A 23,144-nucleotide genomic window follows, 5' to 3' on the forward strand; every position below is an offset into this window, starting at 1 on the left:
GAGATCAGCGCCCCGATCGTGATCGGCCGCGACCACCTGGACTCGGGTTCGGTGGCCTCGCCGTACCGGGAGACCGAGGCGATGGCCGACGGCTCGGACGCGATCGCGGACTGGCCGCTGCTCAACGCCATGGTCAACGTCGCCAGCGGCGCCACCTGGGTGTCGATCCACCACGGCGGCGGGGTGGGCATGGGCCGTTCCATCCACGCCGGCCAGGTCAGCGTTGCCGACGGAACGCCGCTGGCTGCCGAGAAGCTGGCCCGGGTGCTGCGCAACGACCCCGGCATGGGAGTGATCCGGCACGTCGACGCCGGCTACCCCCGCGCCGACGAGGTGGCCGCCGAGCGCGGCGTCCGGGTGCCGATGCGCGAGCAGTGAGCCGATGCGCGAGCAGGTGAGCCGGTGCGCGAGCCGACCTCGGGCACGCCGTCGGGCTGTTAGCCTTCTCGGCTGTCACTGCGCGTAACTGAACCTGCGGCGGGCTCCCCCCAAGCTGGTTGCGCCGAGAAGGGTTACCCGTGCTGCCCGCTGTGCCGCCGTTGTCCGCCGCTGCCGCAAACCGCTGGGTCCGGGCCGGGGTGCCGCGCTGGGTCACCGGCGGCGTCCTGCCCGCCCTGTGGCTGGTCGCCGTCATAGTGGCGTTCGCCAGCGACAACACCCAGTGCACCCCGCAGGATCCGTCCGCGTGCGGGCCCGACTCGACGTTTGCGTTCGCGTTCGTGGTGCTGATGGCGACGCCGGTGCTGCTGTGGTGGATGCCGGTGCTCGGCTGCCTCGCCGGGGTGACCTTCGCACTCGCCGACGTGCGCTACGACAACATTCCGGCAGCCCAGTGGGCGTTCGGGGTGCACGGGCTGCTCTGCGCGCTGGTGGGCTGGCGGCTGCTGCGGGGAGCCGCCGAGCAGCGCCGGATCGCCGCGGCAGCGACCGACGGCAGCCAGGTCCCCGCCGCCGCGATAGCGCAACCGACCGGCCTCCCCCTGGGTGCCGGCCGATGGCTGGTGGCCGGGGTGCTGGTGCTGGCCGGCATCGGGTTCTTCGCCTGGTACGGCCACCAGACCTCCGCGGAGCGGGCGCACCTGCGCCGGGCGGTCCAGGTCCAGGCCCGGGTGGTCGAGGTCCGCCCGGATGAGTCCATCACCGTCCAGGCCCGCACCCCGTCATCCGGCACCCGGCAGTACCGGATCGGCGTCTACGACTACACCGCCCCCTATCCGCTGCACTCCAGCACCCCGGTGCTGCTGGACCCGCGGGACCCGGACTGGATCCGGTTGGTCGCCGAGCCGCAGGACGTGACGTACTGGCAGTCCGCCGGCGCCGGAAGCTGGCTGCTGGCCGCTTGCTGGCTGCTGTTCCGCGGGCGCTGGTACCGGCGGCTGCGGGCCCTGGAGACCGGCGAGCACCCGGCGCTGCGGGTCCGGATCCGTCCCGACCACAAGGGCCGCGCGCTGATCCTGCCGGCAGCCGGCAGCGGCTTCGACGCCGAGCGGCCGATCGGCCGGCTGGCCGTCTTCGCGGCGCCACCCCCGGGCGCTGCCGGACCGGCGACCGGCGACCGGCCGGCCGGCAACTGGGAGAACGGCGGCTGGGGACCGGACGACGGGCCGGACCACTACGAGCCGGACGACTACGAGCCGGACGAGGGCTGGGACTACGAGACCCAGGAGGCCTTCGGCCGCACCTGGCGGGACGAGGACCCGGCCGGCGTGGCGCGGTTCGCACCGCCGCCGGTGGTCGAGGATGCGGTGCTGATCGGCGAGCTGGCCGACCGGGGAGTCGCGATGCTGGTCACCGCCGAAGAGACGTTGCTGCCGACCGGACGGCTGCGGGTCGGCCGGCTGCGCGAGAGCCGGCACTCCGGGCCGGGTCAGCACGATCCGGGCCAGCAGCCACACCAGCCACACCAGCCGGACCAGCGGCCGCCGGGCGGGATAGCCGGCTGGTGGCAGCGACTACGGAGCTCCCGCACCCCGGCCGAACCGGAGCTGTTTCCCGGCGTGGCGGTGCAGCCGGCGGCCGGGCAGCTACCGGACCTGCCGCTCACCGTCCGCCCCCGGCTCCGGATCCGGCTGATCGGCGCCGCGATGCTGCTGGCCGGCTTCGTCGGCTACCCGGCCGCCGTCTGGGTGGGCGGGCTCAGCCTGTTCCAGCACGTGCTGGTGGCGATCGGCTTCGGCCGGCTGGCCGTCGCCGGCAGCGCCCGGCTGCTGTCCCGCCTGCGGATCGACCATCCCCGGTTCGAGGTGTCGGGGTCGTGGTGGGCGCACTCGGTGCCCTGGGACCGGCTGCACGGCGTCCGCCGGGACGGCGAGCGGCTGTCGGTGGCCTGGCAGCCCGACGTGGTCGTCGAGGTCGGCCCGTTCGACGATCCGGACGGGCCGCGCGGGCGGCAGCAGCGCGCCGAGCGGCTGGGCGCGGCGATGCTGCTGCTGCGCCAGCGCGCGCTGCTGGGCGGCCTGCCCAGCCGGCAGACCAGCAGCCGCCCGAGTGCGACCTGGATCGTGCTGGCCGGCTACGCCGTGCTGGCCCTGGTCACCTTCTGGCGGCGGTAGCGCGGCTGGCCCGGCCCGTCCGGAAGTGGATCGGCCGGGAAGTGGGTCAGCCGGTCGCCGCGACCAGCGGCCGCACGGCGGCGGTGGCCAGCTCGGCTGGCACGGTGTGCCCGCCGGCGAACTCCCGGTAGTCGAGCGGGTACCCGTCGGCCCGCAGCTGCGCGGCGATCCGCCGGCCGCAGCGCTGGATCGGCAGCACGGTGTCGGCATCGCCGTGCGAGAGGAACACCGCCGGGCGGCCGCGGCGGCGACCGGGCACCAGGAAGCCCGGCGAGAAGGCGAGGATCCGGCTGAACAGCTCGCCGTTGACCAGCCCCACCGACAGGGCGTAGGACGCGCCGTCGGAGAAGCCGGCCAGCGCGATCCGGGCCGGGTCCACCTCGAAGCGGGAGAACACCTCGGCCAGCAGCCGGTCCAGGGTGGCCACGTCCGGGCCGAAGCCGCCGCCGATGATGTCCCAGCTGTAGTCCCGGGATTTCGGCGCCAGCAGCAGGAAGCCGTCCCGTTCGGCGTTCTCGCGCAGCACCGTCAGCACCCGCTCCGGACGCGAGGTGGCGCCGTGCAGCAGCACCACCAGAGGCAGCGCGGCGTCGCCGGCCGACGCCGGCACCAGCAGCAGCGAGTCGTCCCCGCCGCCGGGCAGCTGGTGCAGGCCGGCCGGCAGGGGCGGCTGGTCGGGCTTGGCGGGCCGGGCCGACAGCTGGCCGGCCTGCCAGTCGAGCTGGGCCTGCGCGGAGAAGGTCGAGCTCACGGGTCCTCCCCGGTCCTGGTTCCGATGCCTCATTGTGTCTGCACGATGTCCGGTAAGGTACCGATACGTACGAACCGGACGTGTAAAGGGATCTTGATGGCTCACACCCAGGCGCCGGCCGCCCCCGGCTCGCAGGACAAGGTCCTGCTCATCGTCTGCACCATGATCTGGTGCGACCTGGGCGTCGAATGGGCCAGGACCGTGTTCGAGAACCTGGACGTGGTCTATTGGGACCCGGGCGATCCGTACCCCGCCCTGGTCGAGGAGTGGGAGGGTGACTGGATCATCTCCTACCGCGGTGACCTGATCATCCGGGAGGAGATCTTCACCAGGGCGCGCAAGGGCGCCATCAACTTCCACCCGGCACCGCCCCGGCACCGCGGCCTGGGCAGCCAGTACTACGCCATCTACTCCCAGGCACCGGACTTCGGGACCACCGTCCACCACATGGCCAAGTCGGTCGACACCGGCAAGATCATCCGGGCCGACTACTTCAACATCGCGCCCGGCGAGACCGGCTCGTCGCTGCGGCTGCACGTCGGCGCGGTGTGCCTGGCCCAGTTCTACGACATCGTCACCGACTACATCCTGCCCGGCAAGCCGCTGCCCGAGTCGACCGAGACCTGGGGCGACCGGCTCTACACCAACAAAGAGCTGTTCGCCTGGCTGGACCGGCTGAAGGTCGAGGAGCCCGACCATCCCTGCCTGCGCTAGCTGTTCTGCCCAGGGACGATGACCCAGTACGCGGTCTTCCTGCTGGCCTTCGCGGCTTCGGCCGCCGCTCCCGGTCCGGAGATCGCCGGCCTGCTGGCCCGGACCCTGGGCAACGGCATCCGGTCCGGTGTTCCGCTGGCCAGCGGCATCGTGGTCGGCAAGCTGGCGCTGCTGACCGCCGCGGTGATCGGCCTGACCGGGCTGGTGGCCGCGCTCGGCCCGGTGTTCGCGGTGCTGCGCTACGCGGGGGCGGCGTACCTGATCTGGCTGGGGATCAAGAAGTGGCGCCGGGCCGGCCGGCTGCTCGCCACCGACGTCCCGACCGCGCCGGCCAGCCGCGCCCGCGAGGTGGGGCTGGGCATGGCGATGACCCTGTCCAACCCGATCGCGCTGGTGTTCTACGTCGCGCTGCTGCCGGGCGTCATCGAGGTGTCCGACGTCAGCGTGCAGAGCTACCTGATCCTGTGCGCGATCCTGGTGGCGGTGATGGCGGCGGTGGTGCTCGGCTACGGGCTGATGGCCGAGCTGGCCCGCACCATGCTGTCCGCGACCGACTCCAAGTCCCGGATCGACCGGATCTCGGCGGTGCTGTTCGTGCTGGCCGGGCTGCTGATCGCACTGCGCTGAGGCTGCCGGTTTGACGGGAGTCCGGCGCGGTGGCCATGATCGGGACACGTCGGGTCAACCACGTCCCGTGCCGCCTTTGTTTCGAGGAGCACCCGTGACGAACAGCTCGTACGGCTCATACAGCTCGCCGCCGCCGCAGGCCCCACCCGCCCGGCCGATCGGTGGCGGTGGGATGGCCACCGCGGCCCTGGTGCTAGGCATCCTGGCACTGCTCAGCAGCTGGACCGTGATCGGCGGGGTGCTGCTCGGATTGCTGGCCGTCATCTTCGGCATCGTCGGCCTGCGCCGCGCCAACGGCGGGGTGGCGCTGGGCCGGGGCCGGGCGATCGCCGGCATCATCCTGGGCGTTCTGGGCATCCTGGTCGCCGGCCTGCTGATCGCGGTCGGCGTGTCGCTGTGGAACTCGGACGAAGCCCAGAACCTGCGGGACTGCCTGAAGGATGCCGGCAACAACCAGACCCAGATCCAGCAGTGCGAGGACGAGTTCCGCGGCCAGGTGGGCGGCAGCTGATCCGGCTGGAGTAGGCAGCAGTTGATCATCGGTAGGCGGTCCGCCGGTACCGCGGCAGACCCCGCTGTACCAAGATGTGCCGCATGACCCTGCACCTGGCCACCACCCCGGCTGCCAACGAGTTCCTGGCCGATGACCCGCTGGCCCTGCTGGTCGGCATGCTGCTCGACCAGCAGATCCCGATGGAGAAGGCCTTCACCTCGCCGCAGGTGCTCGCCGAGCGGATGGGCGTGGCCCGGCTGGACGCCGGCCAGATCGCCGACTACGACCCGGCCGCGTTGGAGGAGCTGTTCCGGCAGGTGCCGGCGCTGCACCGGTTCCCGGCCGCGATGGCCAAGCGGGTGCAGGAGCTCTGCCGGGCGCTGGTGGCGCAGTACGACGGCGACACCGCCTCGGTGTGGAGCACAGTTGGGGACGGCCGGGAGCTGGTGAAGCGGATCGCCGGCCTGCCCGGCTTCGGCGAGCAGAAGGCCCGGATCTTCACCGCGCTGCTCGGCAAGCAGTTCGGCATCCAGCCGCCCGGCTGGCAGCAGGCGGCGGCCGCCTACGGCGAGCCCGGCTTCCGCTCGGTCGCCGACGTGGTGGACGGCGAGTCGCTGGCCAAGGTGCGCGAGTTCAAGAAGCAGGCCAAGGCTGCCGCCAAGGCCTCGTCATGAAGCTCTCCGACGCGGTCGTAGTAGCCGAGGCGGGCGGATGGTCGACGTTCCTGCCGGGACTACCGATCTCCGGCCACGGCGGCACCTTCGACGAGGCGGTGAGCGATCTGGTCTCGGCACTGCGCGAGTACGCCGGGGACTGGAATGACCACTTGTATTTCGCTCCCAACCACCGGTGGAACGTGGAACTGGTCCAGCTGGTCGAGCTATCTACCGACGAGCAGCTGCAGGAGTGGATTCTCGGACCGGGCCGGTGAGCTCGGCAGAGATGAGCCTGCTGCTGACCGGTATCGGGCTGCTGGCCACTCAGGATCCTGAGTTCGGCGAGATCGCCGACGCGGCGCTGCTGATCGACGGCGAGACGATCGGCTGGCTCGGCCCCGCGGCCCAGGCGCCGGACGCCGATACCGCGCTCGACCTGGGTGGCCGGTGCGTGCTGCCGGGCTTCGTCGACTCGCACGCGCACCTGGTGTTCGCCGGCGACCGGGCCGAGGAGTTCGCCGCCCGGATGACCGGCCAGCCCTACACGGCCGGCGGCATCCGGTCCACGGTGGCCGCCACCCGGGCCGCGTCCGACGACCAGCTGCGCGCCAACCTCGCTCGGCTGGCCGCCGAGCTGCACGCGGCCGGGGTGACCACCTTCGAGTGCAAGTCCGGCTACGGCCTGGACGTGGCCACCGAGCAGCGCTCGGTCGCGATCGCGGCGGAGCAGACGCCCGAGGTGACCTTCCTCGGCGCGCACGTGGTGCCGGCCGGTGTCGACCGCGGCGAGTACCTCGACCTGGTGTGCGGCCCGATGCTGGCCGCCTGCGCGCCGCACGCCCGCTGGGTGGACGCCTTCTGCGAGCGGGGTGCCTTCGACGTGGACGAGAGCCGGGCGGTGCTCGAAGCCGGCATCGCTGCGGGCCTGCGACCGCGGCTGCATGCCAACCAGCTGACCGCCGGCGGCGGGGTGGCGCTGGCCGTCGAGCTGGACGCCGCCAGCGCCGACCACTGCACCCACCTGACGGCCGCCGACATCGACGCGCTGGCGGGCTCGGACACGGTGGCCACCCTGCTGCCGCTGGTCGAGTTCTCCACCCGGTCGCCCTACCCGGACGCCCGCGGCCTGCTGGACGCGGGCGCCACCGTGGCGCTGGCCACCGACTGCAATCCGGGCTCCGGGTTCTCCACCTCGATGCCGCTGGCGATCGCGCTGGCCGTCCGGGAGATGCGGATGACCCCGGCCGAGGCGGTGTACGCGGCCACCGCCGGCGGCGCCCGGGCGCTGCGCCGGGACGACATCGGCCGGCTGGCGGTCGGCCTGCGCGCCGACCTGACCGTGCTGGACGCGCCCAGCTACCTGCACCTGGCCTACCGGCCCGGCGTGCCGATCGTCCACCGGGTGTGGCAGGCCGGCCAGGAGATCCCGCTGCGCTGACGAGGGGGCTTGCGCCCGGTGCTTGGCTGGAGGGGTGCTCCGCCCGTCGAGCAGGCCGTACGTCGACCGGGCCGAGGCCGGCGCCGTGCTGGCCGAGCGGCTGGTCGCGCAGCCGGCCGTGCCTGCCGGCGACCTACTGGTGCTCGGCCTGCCACGCGGCGGCATCCCGGTCGCCGGCCCGGTGGCCAGCCGGCTGCAGGCCCCGCTGGACGTGCTGCTGGTACGCAAGGTGGGCCTGCCCGGCCAGCCAGAGCTGGCGATGGGCGCGGTGGCCGCGATCGGGAATCGGACCGTGGCGGTCGCCAACGACACCGTGCTGCGGCAACGCGGCGTGCCGGCGGCGGAGTTCCGAGCCGCCTGCGACGACGAGCTGATCATCTTGTACCAGCAGGCGATTCGCTACCGCGGCGACCGTACCCCGCTGGAACTACCAGGCCGGCCGGTGATCGTGGTGGACGACGGGTTGGCCACCGGCGCCACCATGCGGGCCGCGGTCGCCGTCCTGCGGGCCGCCGGCGCCGGCCACCTCACGGTGGCGGTCCCGATCGGCGCGCCGCGCAGCTGCCAGGAGCTGGCCGGGCAGGTGGAGGCACTGGTCTGCCCCTGGCAGCCGGCGGACTTCCGCTCGGTCAGCCAGGGCTATCGGGACTTCTCCCAGACCAGCGAGGCAACCGTGATCGACATCCTGGCCACCTCAAAGTGAGCCGGCTCGGAACTCACTCGGTCAGCTGGTAGTCCAGCCGGCCGAACCGGATCAGCGGCTGCACCTGCCCCGGCGTTCTGGTCGAGAACAGCTGCAGGTCGAAACTGAGGAACGCCACGTTGTCCGGCGACGGCGGATGGCTGCCGAACCAGTTGTCCACCGCGGCCGCGGTGTCGGCCGGCACCGTGTCGGTATAGCCGAAGGTGGGCCGGTAGAACACCGGCGTCAGCGACACCAGGTCCGTCGGGCCCAGCGGTCCGTCCGGCGGCGCCAGCCGGTAGCCGTAGCTGCCACCCAGCTTCTGCGTCACCTCGGCAGCCGTCGGCGGGGCGCCGAGCACGTCGGTGAACATCGTGGTCAGGGCGGCGGCCAGCTGCGCCCGGCCGCCCGTGCCGAACAGCAACCCGGAGTCCCAGAGCAGGCTCGGCACCGCCAGGTTGGTGAAGGTCAGCGGCGGCGTCCGGTAGACGAACTGGTCGTTGGTGACGGTCCCCGGCACCAGGTTCTGGTTGCGGCTGACGGAAAGGCCGGCCCGGGCGTTCTGGTAGGTCACCACGTTGAGTTTGTCGTAGGAGATGACATAGACCAGCCGGGAACCAGCCGAAACGCCCTCGGCGAACAGGTAGGTCAGGCTCTGCGGCGGCGGGCCGATGGGCACCTCCGGCTGCTGCAGCGGGTGTAGTACGCCGGACGGGTCCAGGTAGCCCAGCACCGGGATCGCGCCGTCCGGGCCCCAGCTGTCGGTTCCCGGCTCGCGGGCCAGCACCAGCGCGGCCAGCAGCTGCTCGCCGCCGTCGCCGGAGCGGGACCGGGTCCGCAACTGCCAGCTGTAGCTCTCCCGTGGAACCAGGCTGTCGCCGGAGCCGTCCGGGTTCACCGGTGTCGTCGGCACGAAGCCCCAGGTGTCGGCCACCCTGGTGGCGAGGTCGGCCAGCGCGGCCAGCGCGGACCGGCCGGGGGTCTCCGGCCCGGGTCGGGCGGTCGGGCCGATCAGCGTGGCCAGGTCGGCCTTGATCGCGGCGGCGTTGCCGGCATACTCGGCCAGCGCCGGAAACGGGTCCGGGCCACTGTCGGCAGACCGCAACGGAGCCGGGCCGTAATTGAGGCCGACGGTGATGGTGGCGACGTCCTGCGCCGCCAGCTGCAGCTCGAAGCCGGCGGAGTAGGTCCAGGCCAGCACCTTGGCGATCCGGGCCGGCACCGGTTCGGTCCCGGCAATCTGGTCGGCGGAGTAACCGGCCAGCGCGCTCTGGTTGACCAGCCGCGGGGCGGTCGGGTACGTGCGCAGCGCCACCGGGATGTCCAGCTGGCCGAGGTCGGTGCTGATCACCGCCCCGTTCAGGTGCGCCGGGTCCGACGGCAGCGGGTTGACCAGCTGCAGCTCCGTCGAGGTCTGGTGCCCCTCGGCGTCGGCGATGGCGCACTCCAGCGCGGTGATGCCGAAGCCGGGGTTGAGGAACAGCCGGCGGTGCTGCGCACGGTTCTTCAGGGTCAGCAGCAGGGTCGCCGCGCTATCTGCCGCGTCCAGGTTCACCGTGCCGGTCAGGCTGTACTCCGGCACCCAGCGCACTCCGTGCAGCACGCTGCCGACGGCCAGCACCGCCTGGTCGGCGATCAGCGGCGCGAGCACCGGCACCGTCAGCCCCACCGAGCCGGCCAATCCCGCCAGGCTCGAGGTCTGCTCGGTGATCGGCACCGGCTCGCCGCGCAGGTACACCGTGCCGGTGAGCAGGCCGGTCAGGTTCTGGTTCGCCAGCGCCAGGTGGGCCAGGTCGATGTCGAGGGCGTCGGCGAGCCCGCTCAGCGTGTCGCCCAGGCTCACCGGCGCGCTGAACCCGTCGATGGTCAGGGCCGCCCCGTCCCGGAACAGCGGGGCCTGGTCGGCGAAGGCGTCGGCGAAGACCACCGCCGGGACGCCCAGGGCGGCCATGCCGACCGAGAGGCTGTCGTGCTCGCCGACCGTCCAGTGCGCGGTGCCCAACTGCAGTTCGGTGCCGGTCGCGAGCACGTCGGTGGTCGCCGACAGCAGTTCGGCCACCGCCTGGACCGAGACCACGAACCGGTCGGCCAGCTGCCGCAGCGTGGAACTCCTCGACAGGTTCACCGGATCGGCCTGCGCCGTGCCGGCCAGCCGGTGGCTGCCGGCGTCGGCACCGGTACTGCCGAAGCTCGCCTGCACCGTCGAGGCGACCTGCACTACCGCGTCGGTGTCGTAGCCGCCCGAGAGGTTTCCCCGTAGCAGCTGCTCCAGCGACTGCCGGGCCGCCGTCAGGTCCAGCGCCGAGCTGCCGGCCTGGATCGGGGTCAGCTGCTGGGCGATCTTGGCCGCCAACACCGACCTGGCGGCCACCAGCGCGTCGAAGTCGGCCTCGCTGGTGGCGGCGTAGCTCGGCGACAGCACCAGGTCCACGGTGGCCAGCAGGTCCCGGGCCCAGTCGGAAACGTCCACCGACTGGAACATCAGGGTCTGGGTGTCCGAGCCGAACGGCGGGGTCTGCCCGGACAGGTAGGAGCGGATCGGCACGGTGCGCGAGATCAGGCTGTTCGACAGCGGCGGCAACCCGAGGACGGCCTGCTGGCCGCCCAGGCTGACCCGCCGGATGGCGTGCCCCGGCGGCGGTCCGGCTAGGTCGTCAGGGGCGCCGAACCGCACCGCGTAGTGCCGCTGTTCGCCCTCCTCCCGGGCCGGGGCGGTGGCCAGCCACAGCTGCCCGCCGTAGGCCTGGGCCAGTGCGGTGGCGAATCCGGTCAGGGTGGCCGGTTCGCCAGTTGTTGCCGGGGGAATCGTGCTGGCGGCCTGTCGGGCCTCGGGCCCGCCGGTGGAGTTGCCGGCGGTCTCGTCCGCCGGCTGGCTGATCGTGACCGTGACCGACAGCTCGGTCAGCACGTCGGTGACCGGTGGCGCCGCCGGCAGCGCGGCCCGCAGCACCGCACCCGGCGGCGGCAGCAGGAGCCGGCTGGCCGGATCGACCACCGGCTGGTCCAGCATGGCCTGCAGGAATGCCTGGTAGCCCAGCGGCGTGGCCAGCGCCGGGGTGACCAGGCCGAAGGTGTTCGCCAGCGTCTGCTCGGGACCGACCACGAAGGTCTGGCTGCCGATCGAGAATTGCGCGCCGGGCTTGAGAAAACCGCCCAGCGCCGCGTTGCACTCGGCCAGCAGCACGGCGTCGGCGATCCCGAACGTCGTCGCCAGCGCCACGAGCGTCGTCGTGGGGTCCAAGCCACCCGCCGTCGGTGCCGAGCCACCGGCCGTCGGTGCCGAGTCACCCGCCGTCGGCGCCGGGCAGACCAGCACGGCGCCCGGACGCAGCAGCCCGGCCTGGTCGGCGACGGCGTCGATCAGCTGCACCAGGCTGGGCTGCTCGGCCGGGAACGCCAGCCGCAGGCTGGCCAGCGAGTCGTCCGGGCCGGTCTCGACCGAGCCGAAGCCGGTCACCGCCACGGCCTGCCCGGGCACGAACACCCCGCCCTGGTCCTGGTTCTGCTCGCCGAGCAGCTGGCTGGTCAGCCCGAACAGCCCGGCGATCTGGGCCAGGGTCTGGCCAGGCTGGATGCCGTAGGGGCTGGCCGCCAGCGTCGCCGGGTCCAGCAGCGCGGGCAGCAGCACCACCACCGAGGTGGCCAGCACGCTGGTGGAGTTCGCGGCGGCGAAGTCGGCCAGGCTGAGGCCTGCCGCCTCGTCGAGGAACTGGCGCAGCGAATCGGCCGGTGCGGCAACGGTGTCCTGGCCCACCTGCAGCCGGGTGTTCTGCGGCAGCAGGCCCGGCAGGTCGCCGTTGAGCGTGCAGAAGGCGACCAGGTCGCCGCCGAACAGCTCGGCGACCAGGGCGCTGACGGTGCTCGGGGCGCCGGTCAGCCGGCGGTCGACCGAGTACGTGGTTCCGCTGCCGCCGGCTGCGAAGATGCCGTTCAGGTACTGGTTGGCGACCGCGATCTCTTCGACCGTGGTGGTCACGCCCAGCCCGGCGAAGTCGGCCACCAGCGAGTCGAACGTCGAGCCGGCGGTGCTCACCTCGATCGATTCGACCTGCAGGCTCAGCCCGTCGGCGATCAGCCCCGGCACCGCCGAGTTGGCCCGGGCGATGTCGCCGGGCGTGCACTGCGACCGGGCCGCGTACTGCGCCAGCGACCAGTCGGCGGTCACCGTCCCGGTGGTCGCTGCGATCGCCAGGCCGGTGCCGGCCGGCACCGGCGCCTCGCCGTTGCGCCAGCCGCCGAGCAGGGCAGTTGCGGTAGAACCGACCCGCTGGGCGAAGGCGTTGACCGTCTCACCGTGCTCGAGGAGGCCGTACCGGGGCAGCTGCACGGTGCCGGCGAACAGCGCGTCGACCGCCCGGTCGGCGTTGTCCCGCAGCAGGTTCTCGGCCGGCACCGAGTAGTCGCCGGCCACCGTGGCCAGTTGCTGCCCCTGGCTCACCTCGTGGGTCCGGATGGCAAGCCCGGCCAGCTGGCTGGTGAACGCGTACACACCGCTGAGGTAGCCGGCCAGCGGCGCCACGGACGGGGCCAGCGGCTGGTCGGCCAGCGGGGTGGCGATGCGGACCTCGACGCCCGGCCGGCGCAGCTGGGAGAAGGCGGCGGCGAACTCCCGCGCATGGGCGGCTGCCGACCGCAACGCCTGCCCGGACGGCACCGCCGGCGCCGGCAGGTAGGTGCCGGCCTGCAGCCCGCCGGCCACCTCGATGGTCACAGCGGGCGTGGTGCCGGCGACCGTGTAGGCCCAGGTGGTCCCGGGCCAGTCGGACAGGCCGGCCAGCCGGTCGGGGATCGGGATGCCGGCGATCGGGTCGCTGACCACGGCCTCGTTGCCGAACACGTCGTGCATGGTATGGCCCAGCCGGGCCGTACTGCCGGCTGAAATGCCGGGCACCCATGATGGAATTCACGGTGCTCACCGCACGATCGATTCCTGGAGTCTTCATGCGCCTGGCGACGACGGAGGAGGGAAACGCCCTGCTGGCGAGCGACCCGCTGGCGCTGCTGATCGGGATGCTGCTGGACCAGCAGGTCCCGATGGAGAAGGCGTTCAGCTCGCCGCAGCTGCTGGCCGAGCGGATGGGCGTCGCCCGGCTCGACGCGGCGGTGATCGCCGGCTACGACCCGGTCGGGTTCGAGGAGCTGTTCCGCAGGACGCCGGCCCTGCACCGCTTTCCCGCGGCCATGGCCGTGCGGGTGCAGCAGCTGTGCCAGGCGGTGGTGCAGCGTTACGACGGCGAGACGGAGCGGATCTGGGCCGAGGCCGGCACCGGCCGCGAGCTGGTCGAGCGGGTGACGGCGCTGCCCGGTTTCGGTGAGCTGAAGGCCCAGATCTTCACTGCGTTGCTGGCCAAGCAGTTCGGCGTCCGGCCCGCCGGCTGGCGGGAGGCTACCGGCATCTTCGGGGTGCCGGGCACGTTCCGGTCCGCCGCCGACGTGGTGGACGCCGAGTCCCTGCGGCGGGTGCGGGCCTACATCAGGCAGCAGAAGTCGCCGACCGCCCGACCGGCAGCCCGGCTCAGCTGAACCGGCGGGCGATCGCCTCCGCGCGGGCCACCAGGTCGAGGTCGTGGGCCACGCCCGCCACATAGAAGATGATGTAGTCGGCGCCGGCCTGCAGTGCCGCGTCCACCCGGGTCGCGATCTGGTCGTCGGTGCCGATAATGGTGTTGGCGGCGAACTCCTCGTAGCCGAGGCCGCCGCGGGCCTTCTCGGTGGCCTTGACCGGGTCGTCGCCGGGATCGAGCGGGAACACGGGCAGGTTGGTGGACTTGATGATCTCGGCGTAGTCCCGGCCGACCGTCTCGCAGTGCTGCTTGAGGATCGCGAGCTTGTCGGTGATGGTGGCGGGGTCGCCGGCCCCGACGTTGGCCGCGTCGCCGTACTGGGCGACCAGCTTCAGGGTCACCTTCTCGCCTCCGCCGCCGATCCACAGCGACGGGTGCGGTTTGCGGACGCCCTTGGGTTCGTTGATCGGCTTGTCCACCGAGTAGTACTTGCCGTTGAAGGTGAACTCGTCCTGGGTCCACATGCCGACCACGATCTCGACGGCCTCCCGGAAGGCACCCATCCGGTCCTTGAGCTCGGGCCATTCGTAGCCGTACGCGCGCCACTCGTGCTCGTACCAGCCGGCCCCGATCCCGGCGTAGAGCCGGCCGTTGCTGGCCACGTCGACGGTGGAGGAGATCTTGGCGTACAGCGACGGGTTGCGGTAGCCGTTGCAGCCGACCATCTGGCCGATGTTGACCCGCTTGGTGTCGCGGGCCAGCGCCGCGGTGGCCGTCCAGCACTCAAAGGTGGTCTCGGTGCTCGGCCGGGGCACGGTGTGGAAGTGGTCGTAGAGCCAGATCGAGTCCCACGAGCCTTCGTCGGCGGCCCGCGCGACCGCGGTCATCGCCTCCCACTGCTGGACCGGGTCGCCGATCCCGACCAGATCCATCCGCCAGCCCTGCGGAACGAAGATGCCGAAGCGCGTCATGGCCTTCAGTCTGCCGCACCGCAGCCACCCGCGGGCAAGAGCACCCGGACATCGGACAGGCCGGCTCAGGTCACCGCCACGATGTCGGCCTGGACCAGCTCGCCGTCCTCGATCCGCAGGAAGCCGGCGGTGCCCTCCGGCTGGCGCCGCTTGTCGGTGGGCGAGCCGGGGTTGAAGATCCGCTGGCCGTCGTGCACCTCGTTGAGCGGGATGTGCGAGTGCCCGAACACCACCAGCCGGGCATCGGGGAACCAGCGGCGCAGCCGGGCCGGACGCCCGGCCGCCGCGCCGCTGTCGTGCACCATCGCCACCGGCAACCCGGCCAGCTCCAGGGTGAGGGTGTCCGGCGCGCCCCAGTACGCCACGTCCAGGCCGTCGTTGTTGCCGCGCACCGCATGCACCGGCGCCCACTGGGACAGCTCGTCCAGCACGTCGGGGGTGCAGACGTCGCCGGCGTGCAGGATCACCTCGGCATGCTCCAGCAGCCGCGCGACCGCCGGTGGGCAGGACTTCCAGAACCGGGGCGCGTGGGTGTCGGACAGGACGGCCACCCTCACGCATCCCAGCCTGGCACAGGCAGACTGTCCGCCGTGACCGACCAGCCCCCTGTTGACACCGACCAGCCACCAGCTATGCCCGCATCGTCTGCCTACACCGTGCACCGGCACTCCTACGGCGACGACGAGTCCCAGTACGGCGAGCTGTACCTGCCAGCAGGTGACAGGCGGCCGGGCACCGTGGTGGTGATCCACGGCGGGTTCTGGAAGGCCCGCTACGGCGCCGAGTGGGGCGCGCCGCTGGCTGCCGATCTCGCCGTCCGGGGCTGGGCGGCCTGGAACCTGGAGTACCGCCGGGTCGGCAACGGCGGCGGGTGGCCGGCCACCCTGACCGACGTGGCGGCCGGCATCGACGCCCTCGCCGACCTGCAAGCCTCCGCCGGTCTCGACACCGGACGGGTGGTGGCGCTCGGGCACTCGGCGGGCGGCCACTTGGCCGCCTGGGCAGCTGGCCGGCCGGTGCTGCCGGCGGATGCGGTCGGGGCGGCGCCGAGGGTCCGGCTCACCGGGGTGATCGCGCAGGCCGGAGTGCTGGACCTGGCCCGGGGCGCCGCCGACCAGCTGGGCAGCGGGGCGGTGCCGGCCCTGCTCGGCGGGATGCCGGCCGACCGACCCGAGCGGTACCGGCTGGCCAGCCCGCGCGAGCAGCTGCCGGTTCCGGTGCGCTGCCTGCACGCCCGCGACGACGACGTGGTGCCGTTCTCGCAGAGCGCGGACTACGTGGCCGCGGCCCGGGCCGCCGGCGCGGACGCCGGTCTGGTCGAGGTGCCCGGCGGCCACTTCGGGGTGATCGACCCGGCCGCGCCTGCCTGGCAGGCGGCCCTCGACCTGTTGCCGGACCTGCTCGACGGCTGAGCCCGTTCCGGGCGACACCTGGGCGGCCGAAGCCGGGCCCGTTCCGAACGGCTGAGCCCGTTCCGAACGACGCCCGGACGGCCGGGAGGTTACCGTGTAGTAACCCCGGCCGATCGGCACCTCGGCCGGACCAGAACTCCAGCCGCACGGACGAGGGAAGCACCCATGACCACCGAGGCATTCGTCTACGACGCGATCCGGACGCCACGCGGCCGGGGCAAGCAGACCGGGTCGCTGTACGAGGCAAAGCCGGTCTGGCTGGTGGCCGGCCTGATCGCCGAACTGCAGCGCCGCAACCCGGGCCTGGACCCGGCCCGGATCGAGGACGTCATCCTCGGCGTGGTGTCGCCGATCGGTGACCAGGGCGCGGTGATCGCCCGCACCGCGGCGCTGGTCGCGGGCCTGACCACCTCGGGCGCGGGCGTCCAGGTCAACCGGTTCTGCGCCTCCGGGCTGGAGGCGGTGAACTTGGCCGCCCAGAAGGTCCGCTCCGGCTGGGAGGACCTGCTGCTGGCCGGCGGCGTCGAGTCGATGTCCCGGGTGCCGATGGGTTCCGACGGCGGCGCCTGGGCGATGGACCCGGAGACCTCCTACGCCACCAGCTTCGTTCCGCAGGGCATCAGCGCCGACCTGATCGCCACCCTGGAGGGGTTCAGCCGCGCGGACGTGGACTCGTTCGCGGTCGACTCCCAGACCAAGGCGGCCAAGGCACAGGCCGACGGCGCGTTCAGCCGGTCGCTGGTCCCGGTCCGGGACCGCAACGGCCTGACCCTGCTCGACCACGACGAGTTCCCCCGGCCCGGCACCACCGTCGAGACGCTGGCCAAGCTGCCCGCCTCGTTCGAAGGCATCGGCGAGCTGGGCGGCTTCGACGCGGTGGCCCAGCAGAAGTACCACTGGGTGGAGCGAATCCACCATGTGCACACCGCCGGCAACTCCTCGGGCATCGTCGACGGGGCGGCGCTGCTGCTGGTCGGCAGCGAGCAGGCCGGCACCGAGCTCGGCCTGCGGCCGCGGGCCCGGATCGTGGCGACCGGCGTGGTGGCCCAGGAGCCGACCATCATGCTCACCGGGCCGGCGCCGGCCGCCCGCAAGGCACTGGCCAAGGCCGGCCTGGACGTCGGCCAGATCGACCTGTTCGAGGTCAACGAGGCCTTCGCCGCCGTCGTGCTGAAGTTCCTGCGCGACCTGGACGTGCCGGCCGAGAAGGTGAACGTCAACGGCGGCGCGATCGCGCTGGGCCATCCGCTCGGCGCCACCGGGGCGATGATCCTCGGCACCCTGATCGACGAGCTGGAACGCCGCGACCAGCGCTACGGCCTGGCCACGCTGTGCGTCGGTGGCGGCATGGGCGTGGCCACCGTGGTGGAGCGGATCTGATGACGGCCACCACCGAGGCCACCGACCGGATCGGCGTGATCGACTGGAGCCGGGACGCCGACGGCATCGTCACGCTGACCATGGACGATCCCGGCCAGCGGGCCAACATTATGAACCGCGCCTTCACCGAATCGCTCGGCCCGGTGCTGGACCGGCTCTACGCCGAGCAGGACGCCGTCACCGGGGTGATCCTCACCTCGGCCAAGGACACCTTCTTCGCCGGCGGCGACCTCAGGCTGCTCAGCGGAGTCACCGACGAGACCGCGGCGGAGTTCTTCGCCGCCGTCGAGCAGGTCAAGGCGGAGCTGCGCCGGCTGGAGACCTTTCCCCGTCCGGTGGTGGCGGCGCTGAACGGCACCGCGCTCGGCGCCGGGCTGGAGATCGCGCTGGCCTGCCACCACCGGATCGCGCTGGACCGCGCAAAGGCCGAGTTCGGCCTGCCCGAGGTGACCCTCGGCCTGCTGCCCGGCAGCGGCGGCGTCACCCGGACCGTCCGGATGCTCGGCATCGCCGACGCGCTGACCAAGCTGCTGCTCAAGGGCCAGCGGCTGCGTCCCGCCCAGGCGGTCGAGACCGGCATCGTGGACGAGCTGGCCGGCAGCCCCGACGAGCTGCTGGCCGCGGCCCGGCGCTGGATCGAGGCCAATCCGGAGCCGTCCCAGCCCTGGGACCGCAAGGGCTACAAGATCCCCGGCGGTACCCCTGCCAACCCGTCGTTCGCGGCGATGCTGCCGGCCTTTCCCGCCACCCTGCGCAAGCAGCTCAAGGGCGCGCCGATGCCGGCTCCGCACCACATCCTGGCGGCGGCCGTCGAGGGCAGCCAGGTAGACCTGAACACCGCACTGCGGATCGAGAGCCGCTACCTGACCGACCTGGTCCGCGGCCAGGTCGCCAAGAACATGATCTCGGCGTTCTGGTTCGACCTGAACGCCATCAACGCAGGCAGCAGCCGGCCGGCCGGCCATCCGCCGCGGACGGCAAGCCGGGTCGCGGTGCTCGGCGCCGGGATGATGGGCGCCGGGATCGCCTACGTGGCGGCCCGCAACGGGCTCGAGGTGGTGCTCCGCGACGTCTCGATGTCCGCCGCCGAGAAGGGCAAGGACTACTCCCGCAAGCTGCTCGACAAGGCGGTCGAGCGCGGCCGGCTGTCCGAGGCCGGCCGGGACGAGGTGCTCGACCGGATCACCCCCACCGACTCGGTGGCCGCACTCGCCGGCTGCGACCTGGTCATCGAGGCCGTGTACGAGAACGTGGCGCTCAAGCACCAGGTGCTCGCCGAGGTGGAGGCGGTGGTGGCGCCGGACGCCCTCCTCTCCTCGAACACCTCGACGCTGCCGATCAGCACGCTGGCCGACGGGGTGCGGCGCCGGGAGGACTTCCTGGGCCTGCACTTCTTCTCCCCGGTCGACAAGCTGCCGCTGCTGGAGATCATCCGCGGTGAGCAGACCTCGGACGCGGCCCTTGCCCGGGCGCTGGACTTCGCCCGGCAGATCCGCAAGACCCCGATCGTGGTCAACGACAGCCGGGGCTTCTTCACCAGCCGGGTGATCGGCACCCATCTCAACGAGGCGCTGGCTCTGCTGGGCGAGGGCGTGCACCCGGCCACCATCGAGCAGGCCAGCACCCAGGCCGGCTATCCGGTGGGTGCCCTGCAGCTGGCCGACGAGCTGAACCTGGAGCTGTTCGCCAAGATCCGCGACGAGGCCCGGGCCGCGGCGCAAGCCGCCGGCGGCACGTTGGCGGCCCATCCCGGCGAGGCGGTCACCGACCGGATGCTGACCCTCGGCCGGCCGGGCCGGCTGCGCGGTGCCGGCTTCTACGACTACGACGAGGCCGGCCGGCGGGTCGGCCTGTGGCCGGGGTTGGCTGCCGAGTTCGGAGCAGCCGGGGACCCGGCCAGCGAGGACCTGGCTGAGCTGCAGGAGCGGATGCTGTTCGCCGAGGCGATCGAGTCGGTGCGCTGCCTGCAGGAGGGCGTGCTCACCAGCGTGGCCGACGCCAACATCGGCTCGCTGCTGGGCATCGGCTTTCCGCCGTGGACCGGCGGGGTGCTGCAGTACATCAACGGCTACCACGGCGCGGGGAAAGGCGCGGGCAACGGCGGAGGAAAGGCAGCCGGCACCGGCCTGCCTGGCTTCCTGGCCCGGGCCGAGCAGCTCACCGAGCGCTACGGGCCGCGGTTCAGCCCGCCGGACCTGCTGGTCAGCAAGGCCGCGAACGGGGAGACGTTCTGATGGCCGATGGGGGCGGCCCGCTCAGCGGCGTCCGGGTGCTGGAGCTGCCGGCCATCGGGCCGGTGCCGTTCGTCGGGATGCTGCTGGCCGACCTCGGCGCGGAGGTGACCCGGATCGACCGGCTCTCCCCCGGCACCGACGCGCTGACCACCATCCTCGGTCCGGGCGGTCCGCTGGGCCGGGGCCGCCGGTCGGTCTGCCTGGACCTGCGCCGGCCGGGGGCGGCCGAGGTGGCGCTGGACCTGGCCGCCGAGACGGACGTGCTGGTCGAGGGGTTCCGGCCCGGGGTGGCCGAGCGTTTGGGCATCGGACCGGTCCAGGCGTTGCGGCGCAATCCCCGGCTGGTCTACGGCCGGATGACCGGCTGGGGCCAGGACGGCCCGCTGGCCTCGACTGCCGGGCACGACATCACCTACCTGGCGCTGTCGGGGCTGCTGCACGGCATCGGACCGGCGGCCGGCCCGCCGGTGCCACCGGCCAACTACGTCGGCGACTTCGGCGGCGGGGCGATGTCGCTGGTCGTCGGGCTGCTGGCGGCCGTGCTCAGCGCCCGGTCCACCGGCACCGGGCAGGTGGTGTGCGCCTCGATGACCGACGGTGCGGCGTACCTGGCGACCATGGTGCGCACCCTGCACGGCCACGGGCAGTGGCGCGACGAGCGAGAGGCCAACATCTTCAATGGCGGCGCCCCGAACTACCGCTGCTACGCCTGCTCCGACGGCCGCTACGTCGCGGTCGGGGCGCTGGAGCCGAAGTTCTGGAACATCCTGCTGGGCATCCTCGGCCTGGACCCGGCCACCACTCCGTCACCGATGAACCCCGACCGTGCCGGCGAGCTGACCGCCCTGCTGGCCGGCGTGTTCGCCGGCCGGCCCCGCGACGAGTGGGCCGAGCTGTTCGCCGACACCGACGCCTGCGTGGCGCCGGTGCTGACCCTGGCCGAGGCGCCGGACCACCCGCACAACCGGGCCCGGCAGGCCTATGCGGAGGTGGCGGGGGTGCCGGTCGCCGCCCCGGTGCCCCGGTTCAGCGCCACTCCGGCCACCGTGGCCGAGGAGCCGCCGGCCATCGGCGCCGACACCGAGAAGGTGCTCGGCGAACTGGGTTACTCCGCCGACCGGCTGGCCGAGCTGCGGGCGGCCGGCGTCGTTGGGTAATGCGGCTGAGCGACGAGCCTGGCCCCTACAACGACGAACGCCGCAGTTCCGGGATCGGAGCTGCGGCGTTCGTGTGTGCGTCGGGGGAACTACACCTCTGCCGGGGTGTTCGTGTTGCCCTCGAGCAGCGAGCGAACTTCAGACTCACGGTAGCGACGGTGGCCGCCGAGCGTGCGAATCGAGGTAAGCTTGCCAGCCTTCGCCCAACGAGTAACCGTTTTGGGGTCGACTCGGAAGAGCGTCGCCACCTCTGACGGAGTCAGCAGCGGCTCAGACTCTGTACGTTGACGAGGATTGGTCATTGACCCTCGCCCCCTTCCTGGATATTTATAACGCGCATCCCGTTGCGACGTCCTAGGAAGTATGCACCAGTTTCTGATGCAACTTGTTGTCTGCACGCTGTGAAGTTGCCCGCTTAACATTACGATTTGGTATCGAAGCTTGATTTCACTGTATTTTCTACACCGTTGGTGATTGAAGCAACACGGCCGGTTAGCGTGTCGGCTGCGACAGCTCTGCGACACGACCGCCGACGTGCTCGACGCCACTGGAAGCGGTGCCTCTAGCGGTGTGCCAGGTGCGGGGGCTGGGATGTACTCTCGGACATACGAATTGATACTCATTCCCGGCGCGGACTTCCCTAGCGACTCCGCCCGGATGACCGTGCGAGCGAGGGGGTCGAGCCATGGGGCGCGGCCGTGCTAAGGCAAAGCAGCAGAAGGTGGCACGGGAGTTGAAGTACAACACCCAGAGCACCGACTTCACTGCACTTCAGCGGGAACTCGGCCATCCGGCCGAACCCAACTACTCAGAGTCACGGCCGGACGGCGATCCCTACGCCGCCGACGACGACTTCGAGGACGAGCAGAGCTGGGTAAGCCCGCCCCGCTAGCACTCGCTGCCCCGCATCGACGCGGACGGCCGGAGTTCACTCGCCTAGAAATGGCAGGCGGCGTAGTCGCCGCTCATCCGTACTCCGCCGCGCCCGTTGCCGGCTGCTTCATCACGGGTGACGTCGCCGAGTCGCCAGGCCGTCAGTCCCTGCGCTGCCAGCAGCTGCAGGGCTGGTTCGGCGTAGCCGGCCGAGGTCACCGCCACCATGCCCACCCCGAGGTTGAAGGCGGGTTCCAGCTCGGCCCGGGGAATGCCGCCGGCCCGGGCGAGCAACTGGAAGACCGGCAGCGGCGACCAGCTGGCCCGGTCGACCCGGGCGGTGAGCCCGGCCGGCAGCACCCGTTCCAGGTTGCCGGCCAGCCCGCCGCCGGTGATGTGGGAGAACGCGTGCACCCGGGCCGGGCTGCCGTCGGCGATCAGCCGAAGGCAGTCCTGGGCATAGACGGTGGTCGGGGTGAGCAGCTCCTCCCCCAGCGTCCGGCCGCCTAGTTCGGCGGGAGTGTCGGTCAGCGCCAGGCCGGCGTCGGCCAGCACCTTGCGGACCAGGGAGTAGCCGTTGGAGTGCACCCCGGACGAGCCGATCGCGATCAGCACGTCACCGGGCTGCACCCGCTCGGCGCCGAGGACCGCGTCGGCGTTGACCACTCCGGTGCCGGCTCCGGAGATGTCGTAGTCATCCGGGCCCATCACCCCGGGGTGCTCGGCGGTCTCGCCGCCCACCAGCGCGCAGCCGGCCCGCACGCAGCCCTCGGCGATGCCGGCCACGATCTGGGCGATCCGCTCCGGCACCACCTTGCCGGTGGCGATGTAGTCGGTCAGGAACAGCGGCTCGGCGCCGACCACCACCAGGTCGTCGATCACCATCGCCACCAGGTCGATGCCGATGGTGTCGTGCCGGTCGAGCTGCTGGGCCAGCACCAGCTTGGTGCCCACCCCGTCGGTCGAGGTGGCCAGCACCGGGCGGGGATAGCGCGCCAGGTCGAGCTCGAAGAGCCCGGCGAAGCCGCCCAGACCGCCCAGCACGCCGGGACGGGCGGTGCGGGCCACCGAGGACTGCATCAGTTCCACGGCCCGCTCGCCGGCCTCGATATCGACGCCGGCGGCGGCGTAGGAGGTCTTCGTCCCGCTGCTGGCGGGCGGGGTGGTCACGACAGGCGCAGCGCGTCGGCGCCGTAGCCCTCGGCCCGTTCGGGTTCCCGGCCGACCCGCTGCGGTTCGGCGGCGCCGCCGTTCACCGCCCGGCCGATCCCCTCCAGGACGTGCTTGCCGACCACCTGCGGCAGCGGAATCGGGTACTTGCCGTCGAAGCAGGCCCGGCAGAGGCGGGTTTTGGGCTGCTCGGTGGCCGCAATCAGGCCCTCCAGGGACAGGTAGCCCAGCGAGTCGGCGCCGAGCGAGGCGCGGATGCCGTTGATGTCCAGGGCGCTGGCGATCAGCTCGGCCCGGGTGGCGAAGTCGATGCCGTAGAAGCACGGCCACTCGATCGGCGGCGAGGCGATCCGGACGTGCACCTCGACCGCGCCGGCCTCGCGCAGCATCCGCACCACCGCGCGCTGGGTGTTGCCCCGCACGATCGAGTCGTCCACCACCACCAGCCGCTTGCCGCGGATCACGTCGCGCAGCGGGTTGAGCTTGAGCCGGATGCCGAGCTGGCGGATGGTCTGGGACGGCTGGATGAA

General features: G+C 72.4%; 20 protein-coding genes and 2 pseudogenes. 15 read left to right on the forward strand and 7 right to left on the reverse strand.

What is annotated here, in order from left to right:
* Positions 1-378: pseudogene (locus VLJ82_RS16785) on the forward strand (urocanate hydratase); the annotation flags it as partial.
* A 140-nt stretch (positions 379-518) separates the two neighbouring features.
* Positions 519-2,552, forward strand: coding sequence for a hypothetical protein (locus VLJ82_RS16790; RefSeq protein ID WP_408664516.1), 2,034 nt, complete (start codon positions 519-521; stop codon positions 2,550-2,552).
* A gap of 46 nt (positions 2,553-2,598) precedes the next feature.
* On the opposite strand, the gene VLJ82_RS16795 is transcribed toward VLJ82_RS16790, so the two are convergent.
* Positions 2,599-3,303, reverse strand: a complete 705-nt coding sequence (locus VLJ82_RS16795) for an alpha/beta hydrolase (protein WP_408664517.1) — start codon at positions 3,301-3,303, stop codon at positions 2,599-2,601.
* A 96-nt stretch (positions 3,304-3,399) separates the two neighbouring features.
* On the opposite strand from VLJ82_RS16795, the gene VLJ82_RS16800 reads away from it, so the two are divergent.
* From VLJ82_RS16800 to VLJ82_RS16830, 7 genes are all read left to right on the forward strand, one after another.
* Complete coding sequence (locus tag VLJ82_RS16800) at positions 3,400-4,017, forward strand: formyltransferase family protein (protein ID WP_408664518.1); 618 nt, start codon at positions 3,400-3,402, stop codon at positions 4,015-4,017.
* Positions 4,018-4,035: 18 nt separating this feature from the next.
* Positions 4,036-4,644, forward strand: coding sequence for a LysE family translocator (locus VLJ82_RS16805; RefSeq protein ID WP_408664519.1), 609 nt, complete (start codon positions 4,036-4,038; stop codon positions 4,642-4,644).
* A 94-nt stretch (positions 4,645-4,738) separates the two neighbouring features.
* Positions 4,739-5,155, forward strand: a complete 417-nt coding sequence (locus VLJ82_RS16810; RefSeq protein WP_408664520.1) for a DUF4190 domain-containing protein — start codon at positions 4,739-4,741, stop codon at positions 5,153-5,155.
* Between the two features lie 83 nt (positions 5,156-5,238).
* Positions 5,239-5,811 (forward strand): HhH-GPD-type base excision DNA repair protein, encoded by a 573-nt coding sequence (locus VLJ82_RS16815; RefSeq protein ID WP_408664521.1) that lies wholly within the window; start codon positions 5,239-5,241, stop codon positions 5,809-5,811.
* The gene (locus VLJ82_RS16820) at positions 5,808-6,068 is read left to right on the forward strand and encodes a hypothetical protein (protein ID WP_408664522.1); all 261 of its coding nucleotides are present in this window, start codon (positions 5,808-5,810) and stop codon (positions 6,066-6,068) included. The genes VLJ82_RS16815 and VLJ82_RS16820 overlap by 4 nt, the downstream gene beginning before the upstream one ends.
* An 11-nt stretch (positions 6,069-6,079) precedes the next feature.
* Positions 6,080-7,231: an imidazolonepropionase gene (gene hutI, locus VLJ82_RS16825; protein WP_408664534.1), complete on the forward strand. Its 1,152-nt coding sequence runs from the start codon at positions 6,080-6,082 to the stop codon at positions 7,229-7,231.
* Positions 7,232-7,265: 34 nt separating this feature from the next.
* Positions 7,266-7,934 (forward strand): phosphoribosyltransferase, encoded by a 669-nt coding sequence (locus tag VLJ82_RS16830; RefSeq protein WP_408664523.1) that lies wholly within the window; start codon positions 7,266-7,268, stop codon positions 7,932-7,934.
* Positions 7,935-7,947: 13 nt separating this feature from the next.
* Here the strand turns inward: VLJ82_RS16830 and VLJ82_RS16835 are convergent, their stop codons facing one another.
* Positions 7,948-12,750: a LysM peptidoglycan-binding domain-containing protein gene (locus tag VLJ82_RS16835; protein WP_408664524.1), complete on the reverse strand. Its 4,803-nt coding sequence runs from the start codon at positions 12,748-12,750 to the stop codon at positions 7,948-7,950.
* A gap of 104 nt (positions 12,751-12,854) precedes the next feature.
* Between VLJ82_RS16835 and VLJ82_RS16840 the strand changes: the two genes are divergently transcribed.
* Positions 12,855-13,436: an HhH-GPD-type base excision DNA repair protein gene (locus tag VLJ82_RS16840; protein ID WP_408664525.1), complete on the forward strand. Its 582-nt coding sequence runs from the start codon at positions 12,855-12,857 to the stop codon at positions 13,434-13,436.
* Here the strand turns inward: VLJ82_RS16840 and VLJ82_RS16845 are convergent.
* Positions 13,429-14,388, reverse strand: coding sequence for an LLM class F420-dependent oxidoreductase (locus VLJ82_RS16845; protein WP_408664526.1), 960 nt, complete (start codon positions 14,386-14,388; stop codon positions 13,429-13,431). The genes VLJ82_RS16840 and VLJ82_RS16845 overlap by 8 nt on opposite strands.
* Before the next feature lie 65 nt (positions 14,389-14,453).
* On the reverse strand, positions 14,454-14,945 hold the full coding sequence (locus VLJ82_RS16850; RefSeq protein WP_408664527.1) for a metallophosphoesterase family protein: 492 nt from the start codon (positions 14,943-14,945) through the stop codon (positions 14,454-14,456).
* Between the two features lie 75 nt (positions 14,946-15,020).
* Between VLJ82_RS16850 and VLJ82_RS16855 the strand changes: the two genes are divergently transcribed.
* The 4 genes from VLJ82_RS16855 (at position 15,021) to VLJ82_RS16870 (ending at position 20,571) form a co-directional block, all read left to right on the forward strand.
* Positions 15,021-15,800 (forward strand): alpha/beta hydrolase family protein, encoded by a 780-nt coding sequence (locus VLJ82_RS16855; RefSeq protein ID WP_408664528.1) that lies wholly within the window; start codon positions 15,021-15,023, stop codon positions 15,798-15,800.
* A 165-nt stretch (positions 15,801-15,965) separates the two neighbouring features.
* Entirely contained in the window at positions 15,966-17,180 is a 1,215-nt protein-coding gene (locus tag VLJ82_RS16860) for an acetyl-CoA C-acetyltransferase (RefSeq protein ID WP_408664529.1), read from the forward strand.
* Positions 17,180-19,414, forward strand: coding sequence for a 3-hydroxyacyl-CoA dehydrogenase NAD-binding domain-containing protein (locus VLJ82_RS16865; protein ID WP_408664530.1), 2,235 nt, complete (start codon positions 17,180-17,182; stop codon positions 19,412-19,414). The genes VLJ82_RS16860 and VLJ82_RS16865 overlap by 1 nt, the downstream gene beginning before the upstream one ends.
* On the forward strand, positions 19,414-20,571 hold the full coding sequence (locus tag VLJ82_RS16870) for a CaiB/BaiF CoA transferase family protein (RefSeq protein WP_408664531.1): 1,158 nt from the start codon (positions 19,414-19,416) through the stop codon (positions 20,569-20,571). The genes VLJ82_RS16865 and VLJ82_RS16870 overlap by 1 nt, the downstream gene beginning before the upstream one ends.
* A gap of 89 nt (positions 20,572-20,660) precedes the next feature.
* On the opposite strand, the gene VLJ82_RS16875 is transcribed toward VLJ82_RS16870, so the two are convergent.
* Positions 20,661-20,873 carry a BldC family transcriptional regulator gene (locus VLJ82_RS16875; protein ID WP_311422163.1) on the reverse strand — a complete coding sequence of 71 codons (213 nt, stop codon included), beginning with the start codon at positions 20,871-20,873 and terminating at the stop codon, positions 20,661-20,663.
* Positions 20,874-21,256: 383 nt separating this feature from the next.
* Between VLJ82_RS16875 and VLJ82_RS16880 the strand changes: the two genes are divergently transcribed.
* Complete coding sequence (locus VLJ82_RS16880) at positions 21,257-21,463, forward strand: DUF3073 domain-containing protein (protein ID WP_408664532.1); 207 nt, start codon at positions 21,257-21,259, stop codon at positions 21,461-21,463.
* Positions 21,464-21,507: 44 nt separating this feature from the next.
* Here VLJ82_RS16880 and purM read toward each other — a convergent pair whose 3' ends face one another.
* A complete protein-coding gene (gene purM, locus VLJ82_RS16885) occupies positions 21,508-22,614 on the reverse strand; it encodes a phosphoribosylformylglycinamidine cyclo-ligase (protein ID WP_408664533.1) in 1,107 nt (368 codons plus the stop codon).
* A pseudogene (locus VLJ82_RS16890) lies at positions 22,611-23,144 on the reverse strand (amidophosphoribosyltransferase); the annotation flags it as partial. The gene purM and the pseudogene VLJ82_RS16890, both read right to left, overlap by 4 nt.

The sequence above is a fragment of the Jatrophihabitans sp. genome (genome assembly GCF_035474675.1).
Taxonomy (GTDB): Bacteria; Actinomycetota; Actinomycetes; order Mycobacteriales; family Jatrophihabitantaceae; genus Jatrophihabitans_A.